Source organism: Shigella flexneri 2a str. 301 (genome assembly GCF_000006925.2).
Classification (GTDB): domain Bacteria; phylum Pseudomonadota; class Gammaproteobacteria; order Enterobacterales; family Enterobacteriaceae; genus ECMA0423.
In genome coordinates this window covers 3,611,312-3,630,832 of sequence record NC_004337.2, presented here as the reverse complement: position 1 = coordinate 3,630,832, position 19,521 = coordinate 3,611,312, and the positions used below count along the sequence as shown (strand labels likewise).

Below are 19,521 nucleotides of genomic sequence, written 5' to 3'. Positions count from 1 at the left end.
TGTTTTAAAATTACATAAAATCTATTTTTATTCAATGATTATAAAGTGCTAATAATCAATATTATGGTATTATATTCTGATAATGATTTGATAAGCGAATTCTTTTGCCAGATGGTATTTCTATTTCCACCCCATAATTTATATCTTTTTCATTAGGCAGATCTCTCTTTAAATAAAAGGGGTATGAAATCTTTTCGGGTTGAAGTGTCTCGTAATGAAATTCTATGAATTCATTTTTAGACATTGTTGCCCATTTTTGAATTTTATTGTATAGAGAGGGTGTTGTAAACTCTTGAAGTTGTTTATAACATATTTTTTTGAACTCTTGCTTATATTTTAATATGTCATCAAATGAAAGATTCACTACCTTTGCCTCTAAGAAATCAATTATTCTCGAAGCAATTTCCGCTTTCGCGCGTAAAGAGTTGTCATTAATAGTTAACAATGTAGAAAACAAACCATTGATTTGTTTGTCAAGATGTTGTTCATATTTATGTAGTTTGGGGATGGGATTTTCCTTGTGTGAAAAAATAGTGTTAAATAAATTTGCGTCAGTGAAATTTATATTAAGTAGATCTTCAAAATAAAATTTTGATAAGGTTAGGACTAGCTTGGACATATCTTGCCCTGTCATGTTGAAATCAATAAAGTCGCATCCAGCAAGGGCTTCCATCCTATTTTCATTTTTACTGTGCTCAATATACAGCTTCGCCATTTTTAAGTACAAGCTTTGAATGTCTCTTATATCAGTTGGTAAGTCAGCTCGTTGCCCAGCAAAATTTTTATTATCGGAAGAAACGGTTTGGACACTGAATCTTTCGGGTATTCCTTCTTCTACGAGAATTTTAGTTATGATTGGATTGTTGGGTTCTGGATTAACGACAACAATGATTTGACATACAGAATCCTTATCCTTTTCGTATCTAATGTTATGAATCTGATTAAGTATTGATTGTGTCTGTTGCGTAAGTGGTGTCGAACTTATCGTTTCAATGTTATTAATAAGACTTACAAGTTGAACCACAACTTTTGAGTAGTCTGCATTTGTATATGTGGTGTTCGTGTGGCATGCATTAATTTGTTGGAGTTGTTGTTGCGCTAAATCAAATTGTTCAGGGTTGTATCCTTCTCCAGAGAATGTGGAATTAATGGGTTGTTGTTCTTCCCAATTATCACAAGGCCACTTCGGTGTGTCTGGCGTTTTAACATTATCGGTATTTGTTGTGCAGTTATAAATATCGCCGTGATATGTATTTATTATACCTGGGGTAAAGTCAATTGACATAACATTCCTTATTCATCATCTGTTTTATGCTAATGTTTTTAAATTGGATAATTAGAACAGGAATGGATTTTCTTCTACACACAATAAATATAATGCGTTATATCTTCCTGATATAATTACCTTTAAATTCCCTTTCATTTCCACCCGGTAATATTTGTGTATAAAAAAAGGGCAGTGATAGTATCGTAAAGGAAAACGTTAACAACTATCAAAAAACGCTCATTTTAAAAAGTTATTATGTTCTCCGATAGTGTGTGAAGTAATATTTTTGTGATGTTTTAGATGTGTAATAATGAACCAGGTTAAAGTGTATTTAAAAATGTGTTGTATTAGCGACTGAAATCTGCCTTTTAAAAAGGAGGAGGGTACTGAGACAAAGAGTCATTGCTTCTCCGATAAAATGTCAGAGAAGCATGATTACGTGGTTATTGTCTGTTGATGACTTGTTGACCGAGCCGTCATCATTCTCAATGCATTAGTTAAATCATTTGTGATTTTTAAGGATTATCCTGTCTATGATTTTCTACTTAGAAGGATATGGCACTAACTATGCATCTTATAGTTTACTGCTGGCATCTATTTAAAATAGCAATTGAGTCAAATAGCCCATCAAGATAGCCATACCTAATATAACCGTCAGGAATGCAGCTATCATCGGCATTCTGAACATTGATTTAAGTAATATCACTTCCGTCAGGCTTGCGCCGGCACTGCCGATGATTAATGCCATTAATGCTCCCAGACCCATTCCTTTTGTCATCAGAACAGATGCCAGAGGGATAACCGCCTCAGCCCGGATATACAGCGGAATACCGACAACGGCGCTTAATGGGATGGCGAAGGGATTATCTGCTCCTGCATGAGCGGCAATCCACGCTGAGGGAATAAAGCCATAAATAAAAGATCCTATTAATACTCCTAACAAAAGATATGGCAGTACATCTTTAAACTGTTGCAACGCATCTTTGGTGGCTAGTTTTATGGGATTAATACTTACTACAGCTTTGGTACTGCAACAGGTAACTACGGGGTTCTCAATGGCTTTAGCCGCTGGACTACAACAACTCACTTTTATGGGCGTATATGTCGTTCCCGGCGAAGTTTTTGCTGGAGCACAACAATTTGCTGATGAGCTTTTACTGGCAATGATATGACGTTCAAACCCCAGAGAATCCAGGATAATACTGGCAAGAACGGAGACGCCGGCTGCGATAATCGCGTACAACAAGGTGACTTTCCAACCAAAGGTCATCCACATTAGTCCGACGATAATGGGATTAAGTAATGGTGAAACAAATAAAAAAGTGAGAGTCGGACCAAACCCGGCTTTCGCTGACAACAATCCACGTAACATGGGTATTGTCGAGCAACTACAGAACGGGGTAACGGCTCCCAACAGAGCAGCCAGGAGATAGCCTCTCCCTTTTCTGGCCCCCATCATCTGCTGGATTTTATGGTCTGGCACCTTTTGTCTTATCAGGCTGACACCGGCACTAATCACTATAAACAGCAACGAAAGCTCGACGGCGAGAAACACAAACATCTCTGCGGCGGTAATGACTCCAACTTACTGATAGTGTTTTATGTTCAGATAATGCCCGATGACCTTGTCATGCAGCTCCACCGATTTTGAGAACGACAGTGACTTCCGTACCAGCCTTGCCAGATGTTGTCTCAGATTCAGATTATGTCGCTCAATGCGCTGAGTGTAACGCTTGCTGATAACGTGCAGCTTTCCCTTCAGGCGTGATTCATACAGCGGCCAGCCATCCGTCATCCATACCACGACCTCAAAGGCCGACAGCAGGCTCAGAAGACGCTCCAGTGTGGCCAGAGTGCGTTCACCGAAGACGTGCGCCACAACCGTCCTCCGTATCCTGTCATACGCGTAAAACAGCCAGCGCTGACGTGATTTAGCACCGACGTAGCCCCAATGTTCGTCCATTTCAGCGCAGACAATCACATCACTGCCCGGTTGTATGCGCGAGGTTACCGACTGCGGCCTGAGTTTTTTAAGTGACGTAAAACCGTGTTGAGGCCAACGCCCATAATGCGTGCACTGGCGCGACATCCGACGCCATTCATGGCCATATCAATGATTTTCTGGTGCGTACCGGGCTGAGAGGCGGTGTAAGTGAACTGTAGTTGCCATGTTTTACGGCAATGAGAGCAGAGATAGCGCTGATGTCCGGCAGTGCTTTTGCCGTTACGCACCACGCCTTCAGTAGCGGAGCAGGAAGGACATCTGATGGAAATGGAAGCCACGCAAGCACCTTAAAATCACCATCATACACTAAATTAGTAAGTTGGCAGCATTACCTGAATTTGCACGGTTTTGTAGGTCGGATAAGACGCGTTAGCGTCGCATCCGACATAAACAAAGCGCACTTTACCAACTATCGGCAGTGGATATCGCCGCTTTATTTCAGGCGCTTACCCGCTTCATCAACCACTTTCTCGCCATCTTCCTTGGAGAATGCGCCTTTTTGCGCATCTGGCAGAATTTCCAGCACCACTTCTGAAGGGCGGCACAGGCGAGTTCCCAGCGGCGTCACCACAATCGGGCGATTAATCAGAATCGGGTGCTGAAGCATAAAGTCGATTAACCGATCGTCAGTAAATTTATCTTCCGCAAGGCCCAGCTCCTCATACGGTTCGACGTTTTTACGCAGCAGCGCGCGTACGGAAATCCCCATATCGGCAATGAGTTTGACCAGTTCATCGCGCGTTGGCGGAGTTTCCAGATAATGGATAATGGTCGGTTCTGTGCCGCTGTTGCGGATCATCTCCAGCGTATTACGCGACGTGCCGCAGGCCGGGTTGTGATAAATGGTAATGTTGCTCATATCAGTATCTCATTACAAAGTGAAAGAGAGACGTAGCGCCAGCGCAGCCAGCGTCACAAACAGCACAGGCAGGGTCATGATAATCCCTGTACGGAAGTAATATCCCCAGCTGATAGTCATATTCTTCTGCGAAAGTACGTGCAGCCAGAGCAGCGTTGCCAGGCTACCAATCGGGGTAATTTTCGGCCCCAAATCGCAGCCAATCACGTTGGCATAAACCATCGCTTCTTTGATAACGCCAGATGCCGTGCTGCCATCAATGGACAACGCGCCAACCAGTACCGTCGGCATATTGTTCATAATAGAAGAGAGGAAGGCGGTGAGGAATCCGGTGCCGAGCGTCGCGGCCCACAGGCCGTTATCCGCCAGCACGTTGAGTACGCCAGAAAGATATTCCGTTAATCCGGCATTGCGCAGGCCATAAACCACCAGATACATGCCGAGCGAGAAGATGACAATCTGCCAGGGGGCACCGCGCAGGACTTTACCCGTATTAATCGCATGACCGCGTTTAGCGACGACAAATAATATCAGTGCGCCCACAGCTGCAATGGCGCTCACCGGAATGCCGAGCGGTTCCAGGACGAAAAATCCCACCAGCAGAAGCAGTAAAACAACCCAGCCAGTTTTGAACGTAGCAGGATCTTTGATCGCTTCTGCGGGAGATTTCAGCAGCGCCATATCGTAGTTCTGCGGAATATCTTTGCGAAAATAGAGATGTAGCATCACCAGCGTGGCAACAATCGCGGCGATATCCACCGGCACCATCACCGAGGCGTATTCGCGAAAGCCGAGGCCAAAGAAATCAGCGGAAACGATATTCACCAGGTTGGAGACAATAAGCGGCAGGCTGGCGGTATCGGCAATGAATCCGGCCGCCATCACGAACGCCAGCGTCGTGCCTTTACTGAATCCTAAAGCCAGCAGCATGGCGATGACAATCGGCGTCAAAATAAGCGCCGCGCCATCATTGGCAAACAGGGCCGCAACGGCGGCACCGAGCAGGACAATCCAGGTAAACAGCAAGCGACCGCGTCCATTGCCCCAGCGTGAAACGTGCAGCGCTGCCCATTCAAAAAAGCCGGACTCATCCAGCAGCAGGCTGATGATAATGACGGCAATAAACGCCGCCGTCGCGTTCCAGACGATATTCCACACCACCGGAATATCACCCGGATGAACCACGCCCGTAACCAACGCCAGTACCGCGCCGAGCGTTGCACTCCAGCCGATGCCTAAACCTTTCGGCTGCCAGATAACCAATACGATGGTCAGGACAAAGATAGCGCCTGCCAGTAACATAATGCCTCCCGGATAAAACACATGTGCAAATCCATATGTGTTTAGCTAAATTTTTAACTGCAAATGTTCTTACTGTCTCCGGAACAGTTTTGTCTGGCCAGGTTGCGGACAATTGCCTGAATCTTTTCCTGTTCACATCGCCAGGCTTCATCAATAATTTTCGCCGCCCATGCTGGAATATGCGGCGATAAGCGGTAATGAACCCACTTACCTTGCTTGCGGTCCAGCAATAGCCCGCTTTCACGCAGCAATGCCAGATGGCGGGATATCTTGGGCTGCGACTGATCGAGGGCAGTGCAGAGATCGCAGACGCATAACTCTCCCAGTTCGCTAAGCAGTAAAACGATGCCCAGACGGGTTTCATCAGCAAGAATTTTGAACAATTGGATGGGTAACAGGGTAATGCTGCCAACTTACTGATTTAGTGTATGATGGTGATTTTAAGGTGCTTGCGTGGCTTCCATTTCCATCAGATGTCCTTCCTGCTCCGCTACTGAAGGCGTGGTGCGTAACGGCAAAAGCACTGCCGGACATCAGCGCTATCTCTGCTCTCATTGCCGTAAAACATGGCAACTACAGTTCACTTACACCGCCTCTCAGCCCGGTACGCACCAGAAAATCATTGATATGGCCATGAATGGCGTCGGATGTCGCGCCAGTGCACGCATTATGGGCGTTGGCCTCAACACGGTTTTACGTCACTTAAAAAACTCAGGCCGCAGTCGGTAACCTCGCGCATACAACCGGGCAGTGATGTGATTGTCTGCGCTGAAATGGACGAACATTGGGGCTACGTCGGTGCTAAATCACGTCAGCGCTGGCTGTTTTACGCGTATGACAGGATACGGAGGACGGTTGTGGCGCACGTCTTCGGTGAACGCACTCTGGCCACACTGGAGCGTCTTCTGAGCCTGCTGTCGGCCTTTGAGGTCGTGGTATGGATGACGGATGGCTGGCCGCTGTATGAATCACGCCTGAAGGGAAAGCTGCACGTTATCAGCAAGCGTTACACTCAGCGCATTGAGCGACATAATCTGAATCTGAGACAACATCTGGCAAGGCTGGTACGGAAGTCACTGTCGTTCTCAAAATCGGTGGAGCTGCATGACAAGGTCATCGGGCATTATCTGAACATAAAACACTATCAGTAAGTTGGAGTCATTACCGGGTAACAGAAATGACATATTGCGCTCCTGATTGTTGCAGGTAGTGTCTCTCTTCGAAGCGGATAAGTCAAAAACATATATGACTTAACGAATGTGTAAGTGCAGAGGAAGGTAATAGGTGTGAATTTTGAGTTGGCTATTCATTTGAAAGGCGGTTTGAATCAGGACGTAAAAAAACCGACTTTGCGTCGGTTTTTTACTCTTCAGCCTGAGTTGGTGGCTCTGGCTGGAGTGAGAATGCCCACATCTAACGGTTCAATACTATTAGCCAGTGGCTAATATTGCAAGCGTTAGCGATTTCTTCAGCTGGAGAAGGGACAGTTTGCTATACATGGTGGTGAAAGAGGATTTATATACTTTCATCGGGTCGCTGCCGTACCAAGCCTTGTCCGAATCCGGACGTAAAAAAACCGACTTCGCGTCGGTTTTTTTACTCTTCAGCCCAGAGTTGGTGGCTCTGGCTGGAGTGAGAATGCCATCATCTAACGCATCAATGCTAATACCATACTGAAACTATTGCAAGGTTATGCTGGTTATTTAGCCTAATTACACTGTATGATTATCCAGTTAGCTCTGAGGCATTTTCACTCTGGCAATGCGCATAAACGCTTTCAAAGTCCTGGTCAGAAGTACGGGTGGTGCCGTTAACTGATGCTCTGGCCGGAGTGAGATTGCCCACATCTAACAATGAGGCATGCGCCGTGACAGGCAGTGGATGAGTAAGCGGATGCATTCTCACTCCATCGCATGGAGAAAACGGGTGATTGATAAAGCAATCATCGTTCTTGGGGCGTTAATTGCGCTGCTGGAACTGATCCGCTTTCTGCTTCAGCTTCTGAACTGATAGCGGAAACGTAATTAAGGGCTAAGAGCACACTACTCTTAGCCCTTTAACATTTAACGCATGGTCACGAACTCTTCTGCCGCCGTTGGGTGAATGGCGACGGTATTGTCGAAGTCTTTTTTGGTTGCGCCCATCTTCAGCGCCACCGCGAAGCCCTGCAACATTTCGTCCATACCAAAGCCAATGCCGTGAATACCGACAATCTTCTCTTCTGGCCCAACGCACACCAGCTTCATGCGGCACGGCTGGCGGTGAGTGGTGACGGCGGTATACATCGCGGTGAAAGAGGATTTATACACTTTCACCTGATCGTCGCCGTACTGCTCGCGCGCCTGCGGTTCCGTTAAACCAACAGTACCAATCGGCGGATGGCTGAAGACCACGGTCGGAATGTTGCTGTAATCCAGATGCTCATCCGGCTTGTTATTAAACAGGCGTTCAGAGAGACGGCGACCCGCTGCAACTGCCACCGGTGTCAGTTCCACTGCACCCGTGTTATCGCCCACCGCGTAAATACCTTCAATATTGGTGTTTTGATATTTATCGACGACGATATAGCCTTTTTCGTTGGTTTTAACGCCAGCGGCTTCGAGGTTGATGTTGTCATTGGCAGGCTCGCGACCAATCGCCCAAATCAGGCAATCCACCGTTTCACTGCGACCATCTTCCAGCTCCAGCGTCAGGCTACCATCGGCATTTTTCACTACCGCTTTCGGGATGGCGTTGGTATGCAACTGTGGGCCTTCGGCGTTCATCACTTCGACCAGCGTTTCAGAGATCATCGGGTCGAAGCTGCGCAGCGGCGCATGTTTACGCACAAACAGATGCGTTTTCGCGCCGAGGCCGTTAATCACGCCAGCCAGCTCAACGGCGATGTAACCCGCGCCAACAACCGCCACGCGCTCTGGCAAAGCAGGAAGGGCGAAGAAGCCATCGGAATCAATACCGTATTCCACGCCTGGAATATCCGGGTGGCTCGGACGACCGCCGGTGGCGATCAGAATATGATCGGCCGTGATGGTTTCGCCGTTAACTTCCAGCGTTTTGGCATCAACGAAGCGGGCAAAGCCTTTGATTACATCAACGTTATTTTTACCGAGCACGTTTTCATAGGAAGTATGAATACGGTCGATATAGGCGGTACGGCTGGCGATCAACGTTTCCCAGTTGAACTTGTTGATGGTGGTATCGAAACCATAATCAGGGCCGTACATATGGATCGCTTCACGGATTTGCGCCGCGTGCCACATCACTTTTTTCGGCACGCAGCCGACGTTCACGCAGGTGCCGCCCAGCTCTTTGGCTTCAATCAGTGCGCATTTCTGGCCGTACATAGCCGCGCGGTTGATGGAGGCGATACCGCCGCTGCCGCCGCCGATGGCGATGTAATCATAGTGTTTAGTCATGACATATTGTCCTTATCGTTGATTACCGCGATTGTAGCGCGAGACGTAATAGGTGCCAGCAATGGCTGCAATTACTCCGGCACGATCCAGCTTACGGTGGCGTGCCCGGTACCTGCCGGAACCAGTTTGCTGTGCAGCCACGACAGCACGTTATTCATCTGCTGTTCCAGCTTCCACGGCGGGTTAATCACAATCATGCCGGAAGCGGTCATGCCACGGCGATCGCTGTCTGGCAGCACCGCCAGTTCAATTTGCAGAATTTTGCGAATGCCGGTCGCTTCCAGGTCGTGGATCATGCGCTTAATTTGCTGGCGCAGCACCACCGGATACCACAATGCGTAAGTGCCAGTGGCGAAACGTTTGTAACCTTCTGCTATCCCGCTGACCACCGCCTGATAGTCAGTTTTCATTTCATACGGCGGGTCGATAAGGATTAAACCACGGCGAGAAACCGGCGGCAGTTTGGCCTTAAGTTGCTGGAAACCGTCGGCTTTTTCGACGCGTGCACGGCTGTCTTTCTGAAATCCAGAACGCAGCAACGGGTAATCGCTCGGGTGCAGTTCGGTCAGTTGCAGGCTGTCTTGTTCGCGCAGTAGCTGGCGAGCAATCAACGGCGAACCGGGGTAGTAACGCAACTGGCCGCTACGGTTGAAGTGTTTTACCACATTGATGTACGCCTCCAGTTCTGCGGGCAAATCGTCCTGCTGCCAGATACGGGCGATACCTTCGAGATATTCGCCGGTACGCTCGGCATGTTCGCTACCTAACTGATAACGCCCGGCCCCTGCGTGGGTGTCGAGATAGAGAAACGGTTTATCTTTCTCTTTCAGCGACTCGATGATCAGGCTCTGAACGGTATGTTTAAGGACGTCGGCGTGGTTGCCAGCGTGAAAGCTGTGGCGATAACTGAGCATGGGTAAAGGTGTTCCGGTAAGTAAAAATTGGCCCGTATTCGGGGCGCACAAAAGCCTATCAGGACAGTATACCGAAAAGAGGCCGCCGCCGCGAAAGCGTAACGTTTCTCATTGAAATTCACTACACTTAACCCCATGCTACACACATTATGTAAAGCGCCTGTTGAGCGCTTCCTTAACCTCTTTAACCAGGACTGCGCTAATGACGAATCCGTTACTGACTCCCTTTGAATTGCCTCCGTTTTCTAAAATTCTCCCGGAACATGTCGTTCCAGCCGTGACTAAGGCATTGAACGACTGCCGCGAAAATGTGGAGCGCGTAGTAGCGCAAGGGGCACCGTACACCTGGGAAAATCTCTGCCAGCCGTTGGCGGAAGTGGACGATGTTTTGGGGCGTATCTTCTCCCCGGTCAGCCACCTGAACTCGGTGAAAAATAGCCCGGAACTGCGTGAAGCGTACGAACAAACCCTGCCGCTGCTGTCGGAATACAGCACCTGGGTAGGGCAACATGAAGGGCTGTATAAAGCGTACCGCGACCTGCGCGATGGCGATCATTACGCCACGCTGAACACGGCGCAGAAGAAAGCGGTTGATAACGCCCTGCGTGATTTTGAACTCTCTGGCATAGGTCTGCCGAAAGAGAAACAGCAGCGTTACGGCGAAATTGCTACCCGTCTTTCTGAACTGGGCAACCAGTACAGCAACAACGTCCTCGATGCGACGATGGGCTGGACCAAACTCGTTACCGACGAAGCGGGGCTGGCGGGGATGCCAGAAAGCGCGCTGGCTGCGGCAAAAGCCCAGGCCGAAGCGAAAGAGCTGGAAGGCTACCTGCTGACGCTGGATATCCCAAGCTACCTGCCGGTAATGACCTACTGCGACAACCAGGCTCTGCGCGAAGAGATGTATCGCGCTTACAGCACCCGCGCCTCCGATCAAGGCCCGAATGCCGGTAAGTGGGATAACAGCAAGGTGATGGAAGAGATCCTCGCGCTGCGTCACGAACTGGCGCAACTGCTGGGCTTTGAAAACTACGCCTTTAAATCCCTTGCCACTAAAATGGCAGAAAACCCGCAGCAGGTGCTGGATTTCTTAACCGATCTGGCAAAACGCGCGCGTCCGCAAGGCGAAAAAGAGCTGGAGCAACTGCGTGCCTTCGCTAAAGCCGAATTTGGTGTCGATGAGTTGCAGCCGTGGGATATCGCTTACTACAGCGAAAAACAGAAACAGCACCTCTACAGCATCAGCGACGAGCAGCTGCGTCCGTACTTCCCGGAAAACAAAGCGGTTAACGGCCTGTTTGAAGTGGTGAAACGTATTTACGGCATCACCGCTAAAGAGCGTAAAGATGTTGATGTCTGGCATCCGGATGTACGTTTCTTCGAACTGTATGACGAAAATAACGAACTGCGCGGCAGCTTCTACCTCGATCTGTATGCCCGTGAAAACAAGCGCGGCGGGGCGTGGATGGATGGCTGCGTAGGCCAGATGCGTAAAGCTGATGGTTCTCTGCAAAAACCGGTCGCGTATTTGACTTGTAACTTCAACCGCCCGGTAAATGGTAAACCGGCGCTGTTCACTCACGACGAAGTGATCACCCTGTTCCACGAGTTCGGTCACGGCCTGCACCATATGCTGACCCGCATCGAAACCGCTGGTGTTTCCGGTATCAGCGGTGTGCCGTGGGATGCGGTCGAACTGCCGAGTCAGTTTATGGAAAACTGGTGCTGGGAGCCGGAGGCGCTGGCGTTTATCTCTGGTCACTATGAAACCGGCGAACCGCTGCCGAAAGAGTTGCTGGATAAAATGCTGGCGGCGAAGAACTACCAGGCGGCGCTGTTTATTCTGCGTCAGCTGGAGTTCGGCCTGTTTGATTTCCGCCTTCATGCCGAGTTCCGCCCGGATCAGGGGGCAAAAATCCTCGAAACTCTGGCAGAAATCAAGAAACTGGTTGCCGTGGTGCCATCTCCGTCCTGGGGCCGTTTCCCGCACGCTTTCAGCCATATTTTCGCCGGTGGTTATGCGGCAGGTTACTACAGCTACCTGTGGGCTGACGTACTGGCGGCAGATGCTTTCTCGCGCTTTGAGGAAGAGGGCATTTTCAACCGTGAAACCGGGCAGTCGTTCCTCGACAACATTCTGAGCCGTGGCGGTTCAGAAGAGCCGATGGATCTGTTCAAACGCTTCCGTGGTCGTGAACCGCAGCTGGATGCGATGCTGGAGCATTACGGCATTAAGGGCTGATCATTCAGTGAAAATCTGCTTAATTGATGAAACAGGCGCCGGAGACGGCGCCTTATCTGTTCTGGCGGCCCGCTGGGGGCTGGAGCACGATGAAGACAACCTGATGGCGCTGGTGTTAACGCCGGAACATCTGGAATTGCGCAAGCGTGATGAGCCAAAACTTGGCGGCATCTTTGTTGATTTTGTTGGCGGAGCGATGGCGCACCGACGCAAATTCGGCGGTGGTCGCGGTGAGGCGGTGGCGAAAGCGGTGGGCATTAAAGGCGATTATTTGCCGGATGTGGTGGACGCCACCGCAGGGCTGGGGCGCGATGCCTTTGTACTGGCTTCAGTCGGCTGCCGCGTGCGGATGCTGGAGCGTAATCCAGTGGTTGCCGCGCTACTCGACGACGGCCTGGCGCGTGGTTATGCGGATGCGGAAATCGGCGGCTGGTTGCAGGAGCGGTTGCAGTTAATTCACGCCTCCAGCCTGACGGCGCTAACCGATATTACCCCACGCCCGCAGGTGGTCTATCTCGATCCGATGTTCCCGCATAAGCAGAAAAGCGCGCTGGTGAAAAAAGAGATGCGTGTCTTTCAGTCGCTGGTGGGGCCGGATCTTGATGCCGATGGATTACTGGAGCCTGCACGCTTGCTGGCGACCAAACGCGTGGTGGTAAAGCGCCCGGACTACGCGCCACCGCTGGCGAATGTCGCCACGCCAAACGCGGTTGTGACTAAAGGGCATCGCTTTGATATCTATGCAGGTACGCCAGTGTAAAAGTAAAGCAGGGTAGCGATAACGCTACCCTGCTTTCTGCAAGAATAATTAATGGCTTTCCGGCGTCGCAATCATGCGTTTCAGCCACGGCACCATCAACAGCATCACTACTGCAACGCCCAGCGTGACCAGACCAATCTTACCAAACACGTTGGTATAGACGGGCAACGTCTCAAGCGGATCGGTAATGTTGTCCGGCACCGCGGTAAATGTTGCCACATAGCCGCCCAGCAAGAACGCGGCAGCCTGCGTCAGGAACCACATCCCGAGAATAAAGCCCATCAAATGCTGCGGCACCAGGGCAGCAATCATCGCCAGGCCAAGGGCGCTAATAAACAATTCACCCAGGCTCTAGAATAAATACACCAGCACGATAAACCATGGCGATGTCAGCCCCTGGTCATCCGCAAACCACATTCCCGCAGCAGCAGCCGTCAAAAAGCCCAGTGAGCACATAAACATGCTGAGAGTAAATTTCATCGGCATCGAGAGGTCTTTGCCTTTGTTACCCAGATGCGTGTAAATGCCTGCCAGTATTGGGCTGGCGAGTACCACCCAGAACGGGTTAAGCGCCTGGAAGCTGACCGGGTTGATGGAAAAACCGAGAATTTCATGATGCACGTTGTTGATGGCAAAGAAGTTCAGCGATGTTGGCATCTGGGCGTAGAGAATGTAAAACACCACCGCTTCGAGCATCAGGACAAAGGCGACAAACATTTTATTGCGCCCGGTTTTATCCAGCTTGAATGCCTGACGAAAGAAGATGATAGTGACGACGATGGAGAGAACAATCAGCACCAGATTGGCGACTTCTACGTTGTGCATCAGCCATGCACATACGAAGATCATCACCACGCTGCCAAGTAATACGTACAACAGTTTGCTGAAGCTCATCGGCTTGAAGTCGGGTTCAGAACCAATGTCTTTCACCATTCCACGACAGGCGATGTAAACCAGTAATGCGATAATTAACCCCGCCCCGCACAGGTTGTAGGTGACTGAATAACCGAATCTATCAGCGATCACAGGGGCCAGCGATAACGCTATCAACGAGCCGATATTGATCGACATATAGAACAGGGTGAATGCGCCATCAAGCCGCGGATCTTTCGGCGGATAGCACTTCGAAAGCAAGCTGGCTGGGTTAGCTTTAAACAGGCCGTTACCGACAGCGATAGTCCCCAGGGCGATGAAAATCAGGTCAGGCTTAAGTAGCGACATGCCGGTCATGAAGTAGCCAATCGCCAGCACAAGTGCTCCAAGAACAATGGTGCGTTTGGTCCCCAACAGGTGGTCGCCGACATAGCCGCCAATGGAAATGAGGCCATAGACCAGTGCAGCAAAAGCACCAAAAGTGACAAAAGCCTGCTCTTGCGAGAATCCAAGCTGTTTAACGAAGAAAACCGCCAGTACGCCCTGCACGCCGTAGTAGCCGAATCGCTCCCATAACTCGACAAAAAAGATCATGAAAAATGGGCGAGGTTGCTGCAGCATCCCCATGGGTGTTGTTGTATTAATATTTATTAACCTTCCAATACCATCCTGAAAAGTATGAACGCGTAAGGGATAACGCGCGAAAAAGTTTACATCTGTCAGAGATTCTTAATATTGATGCGGTGAATAGATTAATACACTATTACAACAGAAAATAACCAGCTGATCACACTAATGATGGAAAATATGATGGTGTTAAATTTTGTATTGGCAGGAGATTTTGATTGCGTACGCAGATCGTAGGCCAGATAAGGGGTTTACGCTGCATCAGGTAACAAGGCGCGCCAAAAAGCAAAACGCCCGCATATGCGGGCGTTCAGGAACACGTCGTGGAGGGATGATTATTCTTCTTCGTCGCGTAGCGGAACAATCAGCATATCAACGTGAACGGTGTTGATCAGCTGACGTGCGGAAGACATCAGTTTGCTCCAGAAGTCCTGGTGGTGACCACAAACCACCAGATCCATATCGTATTTCTTGATTGCATCGACCAGAACCTGGCCTAGGTCGCCGCTGCCGCTCAGGGTTTCAGTGATTGGATAGCCTGCATTAGTGGAAAGCTCGGTCAGCGCATGATGTGTCTCTTCAGAGATGCGTTTCTGCATATCACCCAGATTCACATCAATAAGCCCGGTGTATAGGTCAGAGTAGTTTACATCTACGTGGATCAGAGAAACTTTCGCATTGTAGGGGCGAGCCATAGAGACTGCTTTCTCTACCAGAACTTTGCTTTCCGGGGAGAGATCGACTGCGATGAGAATGTGTTTATAAGCCATAGTGTTACTCCTTCCATAAAGTTGTCGATGACTGGCCAGCTAGCGTTTCTTGTGCCGTTACGTCACCCGCGTCCTGCGAACTACGTGCGCGGGGCTAACCCAGCCGTAAAGATTCAGTGTTAAGACCATCCTTACCTTATAGCGACCCGGATGATCCGTCAATCCGCCTTGCTTACCCGTTAGATAAACAAATTTTCGACATGAATATTATATTGATAGTGGTTAACCTTCTGGAAAAAAAACAACCTGATCTCCTACACTATCTATAGAGCCGCTCGGATGTTGGTCACCACAAAAGCGGTTTCTCCAGGACCTGGTGTTAACTGATTGGCAGCGTATCGGGAGCGGTAGCCCCGGGGTGGAACTCCGCGGGCAGGTCGCCGGGGAGGAGGTATGATAAGCACCGTCGCATTATTTTGGGCTTTATGTGTCGTTTGCATTGTTAACATGGCGCGCTATTTCTCATCACTACGCGCGTTGTTAGTGGTACTGCGTAACTGCGATCCATTGCTCTATCAATATGTTGATGGAGGGGGCTTTTTTACCTCACATGGCCAACCCAACAAACAGGTGCGTCTCGTTTGGTATATCTATGCCCAACGTTATCGCGATCATCACGATGATGAGTTTATTCGCCGCTGTGAGCGGGTGCGTCGGCAGTTTATTCTGACTAGCGCATTGTGTGGTCTGGTGGTGGTCAGCCTGATTGCATTGATGATTTGGCATTAAGCACTTCAGCAATAATAACGTATAAAAAAAGCGGGCCAGTAAACTGACCCGCTCGTTTTGGTGCGTACGATTACAGGAACTGCAAGGAGAACCAGTACAGCCCGCCGGAAAGTAGTACCGCAGCCGGAAGGGTAAACACCCAGGCCATCAGAATACTGGTTACGGTTTTACGCTGTAAGCCGCCGCCATCTACCACCATCGTCCCCGCGACAGAAGAGGAGAGTACGTGAGTGGTGGAAACCGGCATCCCGGTATAACTCGCCAGGCCGATTGACACTGCCGCCGTCATCTGGGCAGACATCCCCTGAGCGTAGGTCATGCCTTTCTTACCGATTTTCTCACCGATAGTCGTTGCCACACGACGCCAGCCAATCATCGTACCGATACCTAACGCCAGCGCGACCGCCATGATGATCCACACCCGCGCATACTCGATGGTGCTAAGCATGTCGGACTTCAGTTTCTTCAACAGGCGCTGATCGTCAGCACTCACACCAGGCATCTTCACCACTTTGTCGATAGTGTCAGAAACGCACAGCATAATGCGGCGCATCTGGCTACGTTGATCAAGCGACAGCTTGTCGTAGCTTTCCACATCGGTGGTCAACATACCTTTCAGGCGGTTGAGCGCGTTAATGGTATTCGACGGATGGCAGTGGAACTCCGCAGGTTGCGTTGCGCCAGCTTCCGGAGCCGGTACTAACTGATCAGCACCGGTAGCCTGTTTGAGCAGCGCAGGATGCTGCTCAAAGTAAGCTTCGACGTTGTTGATGGCATCACGGGTACGGGTGATTTCGTAGCCAGTGGCATTCATGTTCACCACGAAGCCTGCTGGCGCGACGCCAATCAATACCAACATAACCAGACCAATGCCTTTCTGACCATCGTTCGCGCCGTGCGAAAACGCCACGCCGATAGCGGAAAGGATCAGCGCGATACGCGTCCAGAACGGCGGCTTTTTCTTGCCGTCTTTCTTTTCACGCTCCGCTGGGGTCAGGTGGATACGGGCGCGTTTCTTGGTGCCGCTCCAGTAGCGACGCAGCAAGAAAATCAGACCGCCAGCAAACACCAGGCCGACAATAGGGGAAACGATCAGAGAACCGAAAATACTTAATACTTTCGGGATATTGAGTGCATCCACCACTGACGTCCCGGTCATCAACGCATTGGTTAAACCAATCCCGATGATCGCGCCAATCAGCGTATGAGAGCTGGATGCAGGTAAACCAAAGTACCAGGTACCCAGGTTCCAGATAATCGCCGCCAGCAACATAGAGAACACCATGGCAAGGCCATGAGACGATCCCATATTAAGCAGCAGATCCGTCGGCAGCATATGCACAATGGCATAGGCAACACTCAGACCACCCAGCAAAACACCCAAAAAGTTGAACACCGCCGCCATAACCACGGCGAGCTGAGAACGCATCGCGCGGGTATAGATAACGGTTGCCACGGCGTTGGCTGTGTCATGGAAACCATTGATGGCTTCGTAGAACAGCACAAAAGCCAGTGCAAGCAATAATAACAGCCCGGTATGCAAATCCAGGCCAGCAAACAAATGTAGCATAGGACGTTACGCCATTTTGAGGACATGAACGCGGCGCATTATCAGTGACTTTCGCGGCGCGGGCAAAGTGAAATATAGACTTTTTTTGATTTGCCTCCTGTATGGATTTCACTCAAAAAATAATTATCTTATATAATTCAGGCAAATACTTCCTTTTAGTAATATTGATGCTGGTGCGACCACTGAGGAATCTTTACAATTCACGCCCGTTTTTTCTAAGAGGAGCGCAACGTGGAAAGGTTTGATGCCATTATTATAGGCGCTGGTGCGGCGGGTATGTTCTGTTCTGCGCTGGCAGGTCAGGTAGGACGCCGGGTTCTGCTGATCGATAATGGTAAAATACTAGGGCGCAAAATCCTTATGTCTGGCGGTGGGCGCTGCAACTTTACCAACCTTTATGTCGAACCAGGCGCTTATCTGAGCCAGAATCCGCATTTTTGTAAGTCTGCACTCGCACGTTTTACCCAGTGGGATTTCATTGATCTGGTCAATAAACACGGTATCGCCTGGCACGAGAAAACGTTAGGGCAACTCTTCTGCGATGACTCCGCGCAGCAGATTGTCGACATGCTGGTGGATGAGTGCGAGAAGGGCAATGTAACCTTCAGATTGCGTAGCGAAGTGCTGAGTGTGGCGAAGGATGAAACAGGCTTCACGCTTGATCTGAACGGCATGACTGTCGGTTGCGAAAAGCTGGTCATCGCGACCGGTGGGCTGTCAATGCCGGGGCTGGGCGCATCGCCGTTTGGTTATAAGATTGCCGAACAATTTGGCCTCAACGTGCTGCCGACCCGCGCGGGTCTGGTGCCATTCACTCTGCATAAACCGTTGCTCGAAGAGTTACAGGTGCTGGCGGGCGTGGCGGTGCCTTCCGTGATTACCGCTGAAAACGGCACCGTTTTCCGTGAGAACTTACTCTTCACCCACCGCGGCTTATCTGGACCGGCGGTGTTGCAGATTTCAAGCTACTGGCAACCGGGTGAATTTGTCAGTATCAATCTGCTACCGGATGTGGACCTCGAAACCTTCCTGAATGAGCAGCGTAACGCACATCCGAATCAAAGCCTGAAAAACACACTGGCGGTTCATCTACCGAAGCGGTTGGTTGAACGCTTACAGCAACTCGGGCAAATCCCGGATGTTTCGCTAAAACAGCTCAACGTGTGTGACCAACAGGCACTGATTAGCACATTGACCGACTGGCGCGTACAACCCAACGGCACTGAAGGCTATCGCACTGCCGAAGTGACGCTCGGCGGCGTGGACACCAACGAACTTTCTTCACGGACGATGGAAGCGCGCAAAGTGCCTGGGCTGTACTTCATCGGCGAAGTGATGGACGTTACCGGCTGGCTGGGGGGCTATAACTTCCAGTGGGCGTGGTCGAGTGCATGGGCTTGTGCGCAGGATTTGGCGTCAATTGTGAAATAACCATGACGTTTTCCCGTCAGCCGTTTGTATATGTCGTTATTAAGTCATTTTGGTACGGTTCTGCATCCGACATTCTGGTGTTAACTCGCTGTTTTGTTAGCGAATTAACGCTATTGCCGTTGTGGTTATTTTATAGTGTATTTATTCTCAGAGAATATATATTACTGAAATAAAAAACACAAAGAATAACCAAAGGAAATTAGGTAATGACTCCAACTTACTGATAGTGTTTTATGTTCAGATAATGCCCGATGACCTTGTCATGCAGCTCCACCGATTTTGAGAACGACAGTGACTTCCGTCCCAGCCTTGCCAGATGTTGTCTCAGATTCAGATTATGTCGCTCAATGCGCTGAGTGTAACGCTTGCTGATAACGTGCAGCTTTCCCTTCAGGCGTGATTCATACAGCGGCCAGCCATCCGTCATCCATACCACGACCTCAAAGGCCGACAGCAGGCTCAGAAGACGCTCCAGTGTGGCCAGAGTGCGTTCACCGAAGACGTGCGCCACAACCGTCCTCCGTATCCTGTCATACGCGTAAAACAGCCAGCGCTGACGTGATTTAGCACCGACGTAGCCCCAATGTTCGTCCATTTCAGCGCAGACAATCACATCACTGCCCGGTTGTATGCGCGAGGTTACCGACTGCGGCCTGAGTTTTTTAAGTGACGTAAAACCGTGTTGAGGCCAACGCCCATAATGCGTGCACTGGCGCGACATCCGACGCCATTCATGGCCATATCAATGATTTT

General features: G+C 49.9%; 17 protein-coding genes, 1 pseudogene and 4 other annotated features (1 of these 22 running past the window's edge). Of the genes and pseudogenes, 6 read left to right on the top strand and 12 right to left on the bottom strand.

The genetic code is table 11. The features are described 5' to 3' along the window. Positions 1-61: 61 nt before the first annotated feature. The 6 genes from SF3539 to SF3534 all read right to left on the bottom strand — a co-directional run bounded on the left by SF3539 (position 62) and on the right by SF3534 (position 5,816). Positions 62-1,285, bottom strand: coding sequence for a hypothetical protein (locus SF3539; protein NP_709288.1), 1,224 nt, complete (start codon positions 1,283-1,285; stop codon positions 62-64). 580 nt (positions 1,286-1,865) lie between these two features. Beyond that, positions 1,866-2,822, bottom strand: a complete 957-nt coding sequence (locus tag SF3538) for a hypothetical protein (RefSeq protein NP_709287.2) — start codon at positions 2,820-2,822, stop codon at positions 1,866-1,868. A gap of 15 nt (positions 2,823-2,837) precedes the next feature. After that, positions 2,838-3,605, bottom strand: a mobile genetic element. Beyond that, the gene (gene insB / locus SF3537) at positions 2,853-3,356 is read right to left on the bottom strand and encodes an insertion element IS1 protein InsB (protein NP_709286.1); all 504 of its coding nucleotides are present in this window, start codon (positions 3,354-3,356) and stop codon (positions 2,853-2,855) included. (Overlaps the previous feature by 504 nt.) 100 nt (positions 3,606-3,705) lie before the next feature. Further along, positions 3,706-4,131 carry an arsenate reductase gene (gene arsC / locus SF3536; RefSeq protein NP_709285.1) on the bottom strand — a complete coding sequence of 142 codons (426 nt, stop codon included), beginning with the start codon at positions 4,129-4,131 and terminating at the stop codon, positions 3,706-3,708. A gap of 12 nt (positions 4,132-4,143) precedes the next feature. Further along, positions 4,144-5,433 carry an arsenical pump membrane protein gene (gene arsB / locus SF3535; protein NP_709284.2) on the bottom strand — a complete coding sequence of 430 codons (1,290 nt, stop codon included), beginning with the start codon at positions 5,431-5,433 and terminating at the stop codon, positions 4,144-4,146. Positions 5,434-5,486: 53 nt separating this feature from the next. Beyond that, entirely contained in the window at positions 5,487-5,816 is a 330-nt protein-coding gene (locus tag SF3534; protein NP_709283.2) for a hypothetical protein, read from the bottom strand. A gap of 15 nt (positions 5,817-5,831) precedes the next feature. Next, positions 5,832-6,599, top strand: a mobile genetic element. On the opposite strand from SF3534, the gene insA reads away from it, so the two are divergent. Both insA and insB (SF3532) read left to right on the top strand, forming a co-directional pair. Further along, the gene (gene insA / locus SF3533) at positions 5,887-6,162 is read left to right on the top strand and encodes an insertion element IS1 protein InsA (RefSeq protein NP_709282.1); all 276 of its coding nucleotides are present in this window, start codon (positions 5,887-5,889) and stop codon (positions 6,160-6,162) included. (Overlaps the previous feature by 276 nt.) Continuing rightward, on the top strand, positions 6,189-6,584 hold the full coding sequence (gene insB / locus SF3532) for an insertion element IS1 protein InsB (protein NP_709281.1): 396 nt from the start codon (positions 6,189-6,191) through the stop codon (positions 6,582-6,584). (Lies within the feature at positions 5,832-6,599.) An 897-nt stretch (positions 6,600-7,496) precedes the next feature. Here insB (SF3532) and gor read toward each other — a convergent pair. Both gor and yhiR read right to left on the bottom strand, forming a co-directional pair. Beyond that, positions 7,497-8,849, bottom strand: a complete 1,353-nt coding sequence (gene gor / locus SF3531; RefSeq protein NP_709280.1) for a glutathione reductase — start codon at positions 8,847-8,849, stop codon at positions 7,497-7,499. A gap of 71 nt (positions 8,850-8,920) precedes the next feature. Continuing rightward, entirely contained in the window at positions 8,921-9,763 is an 843-nt protein-coding gene (yhiR, locus tag SF3530) for a hypothetical protein (RefSeq protein NP_709279.2), read from the bottom strand. Between the two features lie 202 nt (positions 9,764-9,965). Between yhiR and prlC the strand changes: the two genes are divergently transcribed. Both prlC and yhiQ read left to right on the top strand, forming a co-directional pair. Beyond that, the gene (gene prlC / locus SF3529) at positions 9,966-12,008 is read left to right on the top strand and encodes an oligopeptidase A (protein NP_709278.2); all 2,043 of its coding nucleotides are present in this window, start codon (positions 9,966-9,968) and stop codon (positions 12,006-12,008) included. A gap of 7 nt (positions 12,009-12,015) precedes the next feature. Beyond that, a complete protein-coding gene (yhiQ, locus tag SF3528) occupies positions 12,016-12,768 on the top strand; it encodes a methyltransferase (RefSeq protein ID NP_709277.2) in 753 nt (250 codons plus the stop codon). Between the two features lie 48 nt (positions 12,769-12,816). Beyond that, positions 12,817-14,283 (bottom strand) — a sequence feature (Similar to Escherichia coli K12 transport protein gi: 1789911 (490 aa). BLAST with identity of 98% in 489 aa. This CDS contains an in-frame stop codon. The sequence has been checked and is believed to be correct.). On the opposite strand, the pseudogene yhiP reads toward yhiQ, so the two are convergent. Both yhiP and uspA read right to left on the bottom strand, forming a co-directional pair. After that, positions 12,817-14,283: pseudogene (yhiP, locus tag SF3527) on the bottom strand. Its footprint overlaps the feature before it by 1,467 nt. A gap of 320 nt (positions 14,284-14,603) precedes the next feature. Then, a complete protein-coding gene (uspA, locus tag SF3526; RefSeq protein NP_709276.1) occupies positions 14,604-15,038 on the bottom strand; it encodes a universal stress global response regulator UspA in 435 nt (144 codons plus the stop codon). A gap of 393 nt (positions 15,039-15,431) precedes the next feature. Between uspA and yhiO the strand changes: the two genes are divergently transcribed. Beyond that, positions 15,432-15,767: a universal stress protein UspB gene (gene yhiO, locus SF3525; protein NP_709275.1), complete on the top strand. Its 336-nt coding sequence runs from the start codon at positions 15,432-15,434 to the stop codon at positions 15,765-15,767. Positions 15,768-15,837: 70 nt separating this feature from the next. On the opposite strand, the gene pitA is transcribed toward yhiO, so the two are convergent. Then, entirely contained in the window at positions 15,838-17,337 is a 1,500-nt protein-coding gene (gene pitA / locus SF3524; protein ID NP_709274.1) for a low-affinity phosphate transport protein, read from the bottom strand. Positions 17,338-17,568: 231 nt separating this feature from the next. Between pitA and yhiN the strand changes: the two genes are divergently transcribed. After that, positions 17,569-18,768, top strand: coding sequence for a hypothetical protein (gene yhiN / locus SF3523; RefSeq protein ID NP_709273.1), 1,200 nt, complete (start codon positions 17,569-17,571; stop codon positions 18,766-18,768). A 202-nt stretch (positions 18,769-18,970) separates the two neighbouring features. Further along, positions 18,971-19,521, bottom strand: a mobile genetic element; it runs 217 nt beyond the window's last position. Here the strand turns inward: yhiN and insB (SF3522) are convergent. Next, the gene (gene insB / locus SF3522; RefSeq protein ID NP_709272.1) at positions 18,986-19,489 is read right to left on the bottom strand and encodes an insertion element IS1 protein InsB; all 504 of its coding nucleotides are present in this window, start codon (positions 19,487-19,489) and stop codon (positions 18,986-18,988) included. Its footprint overlaps the feature before it by 504 nt.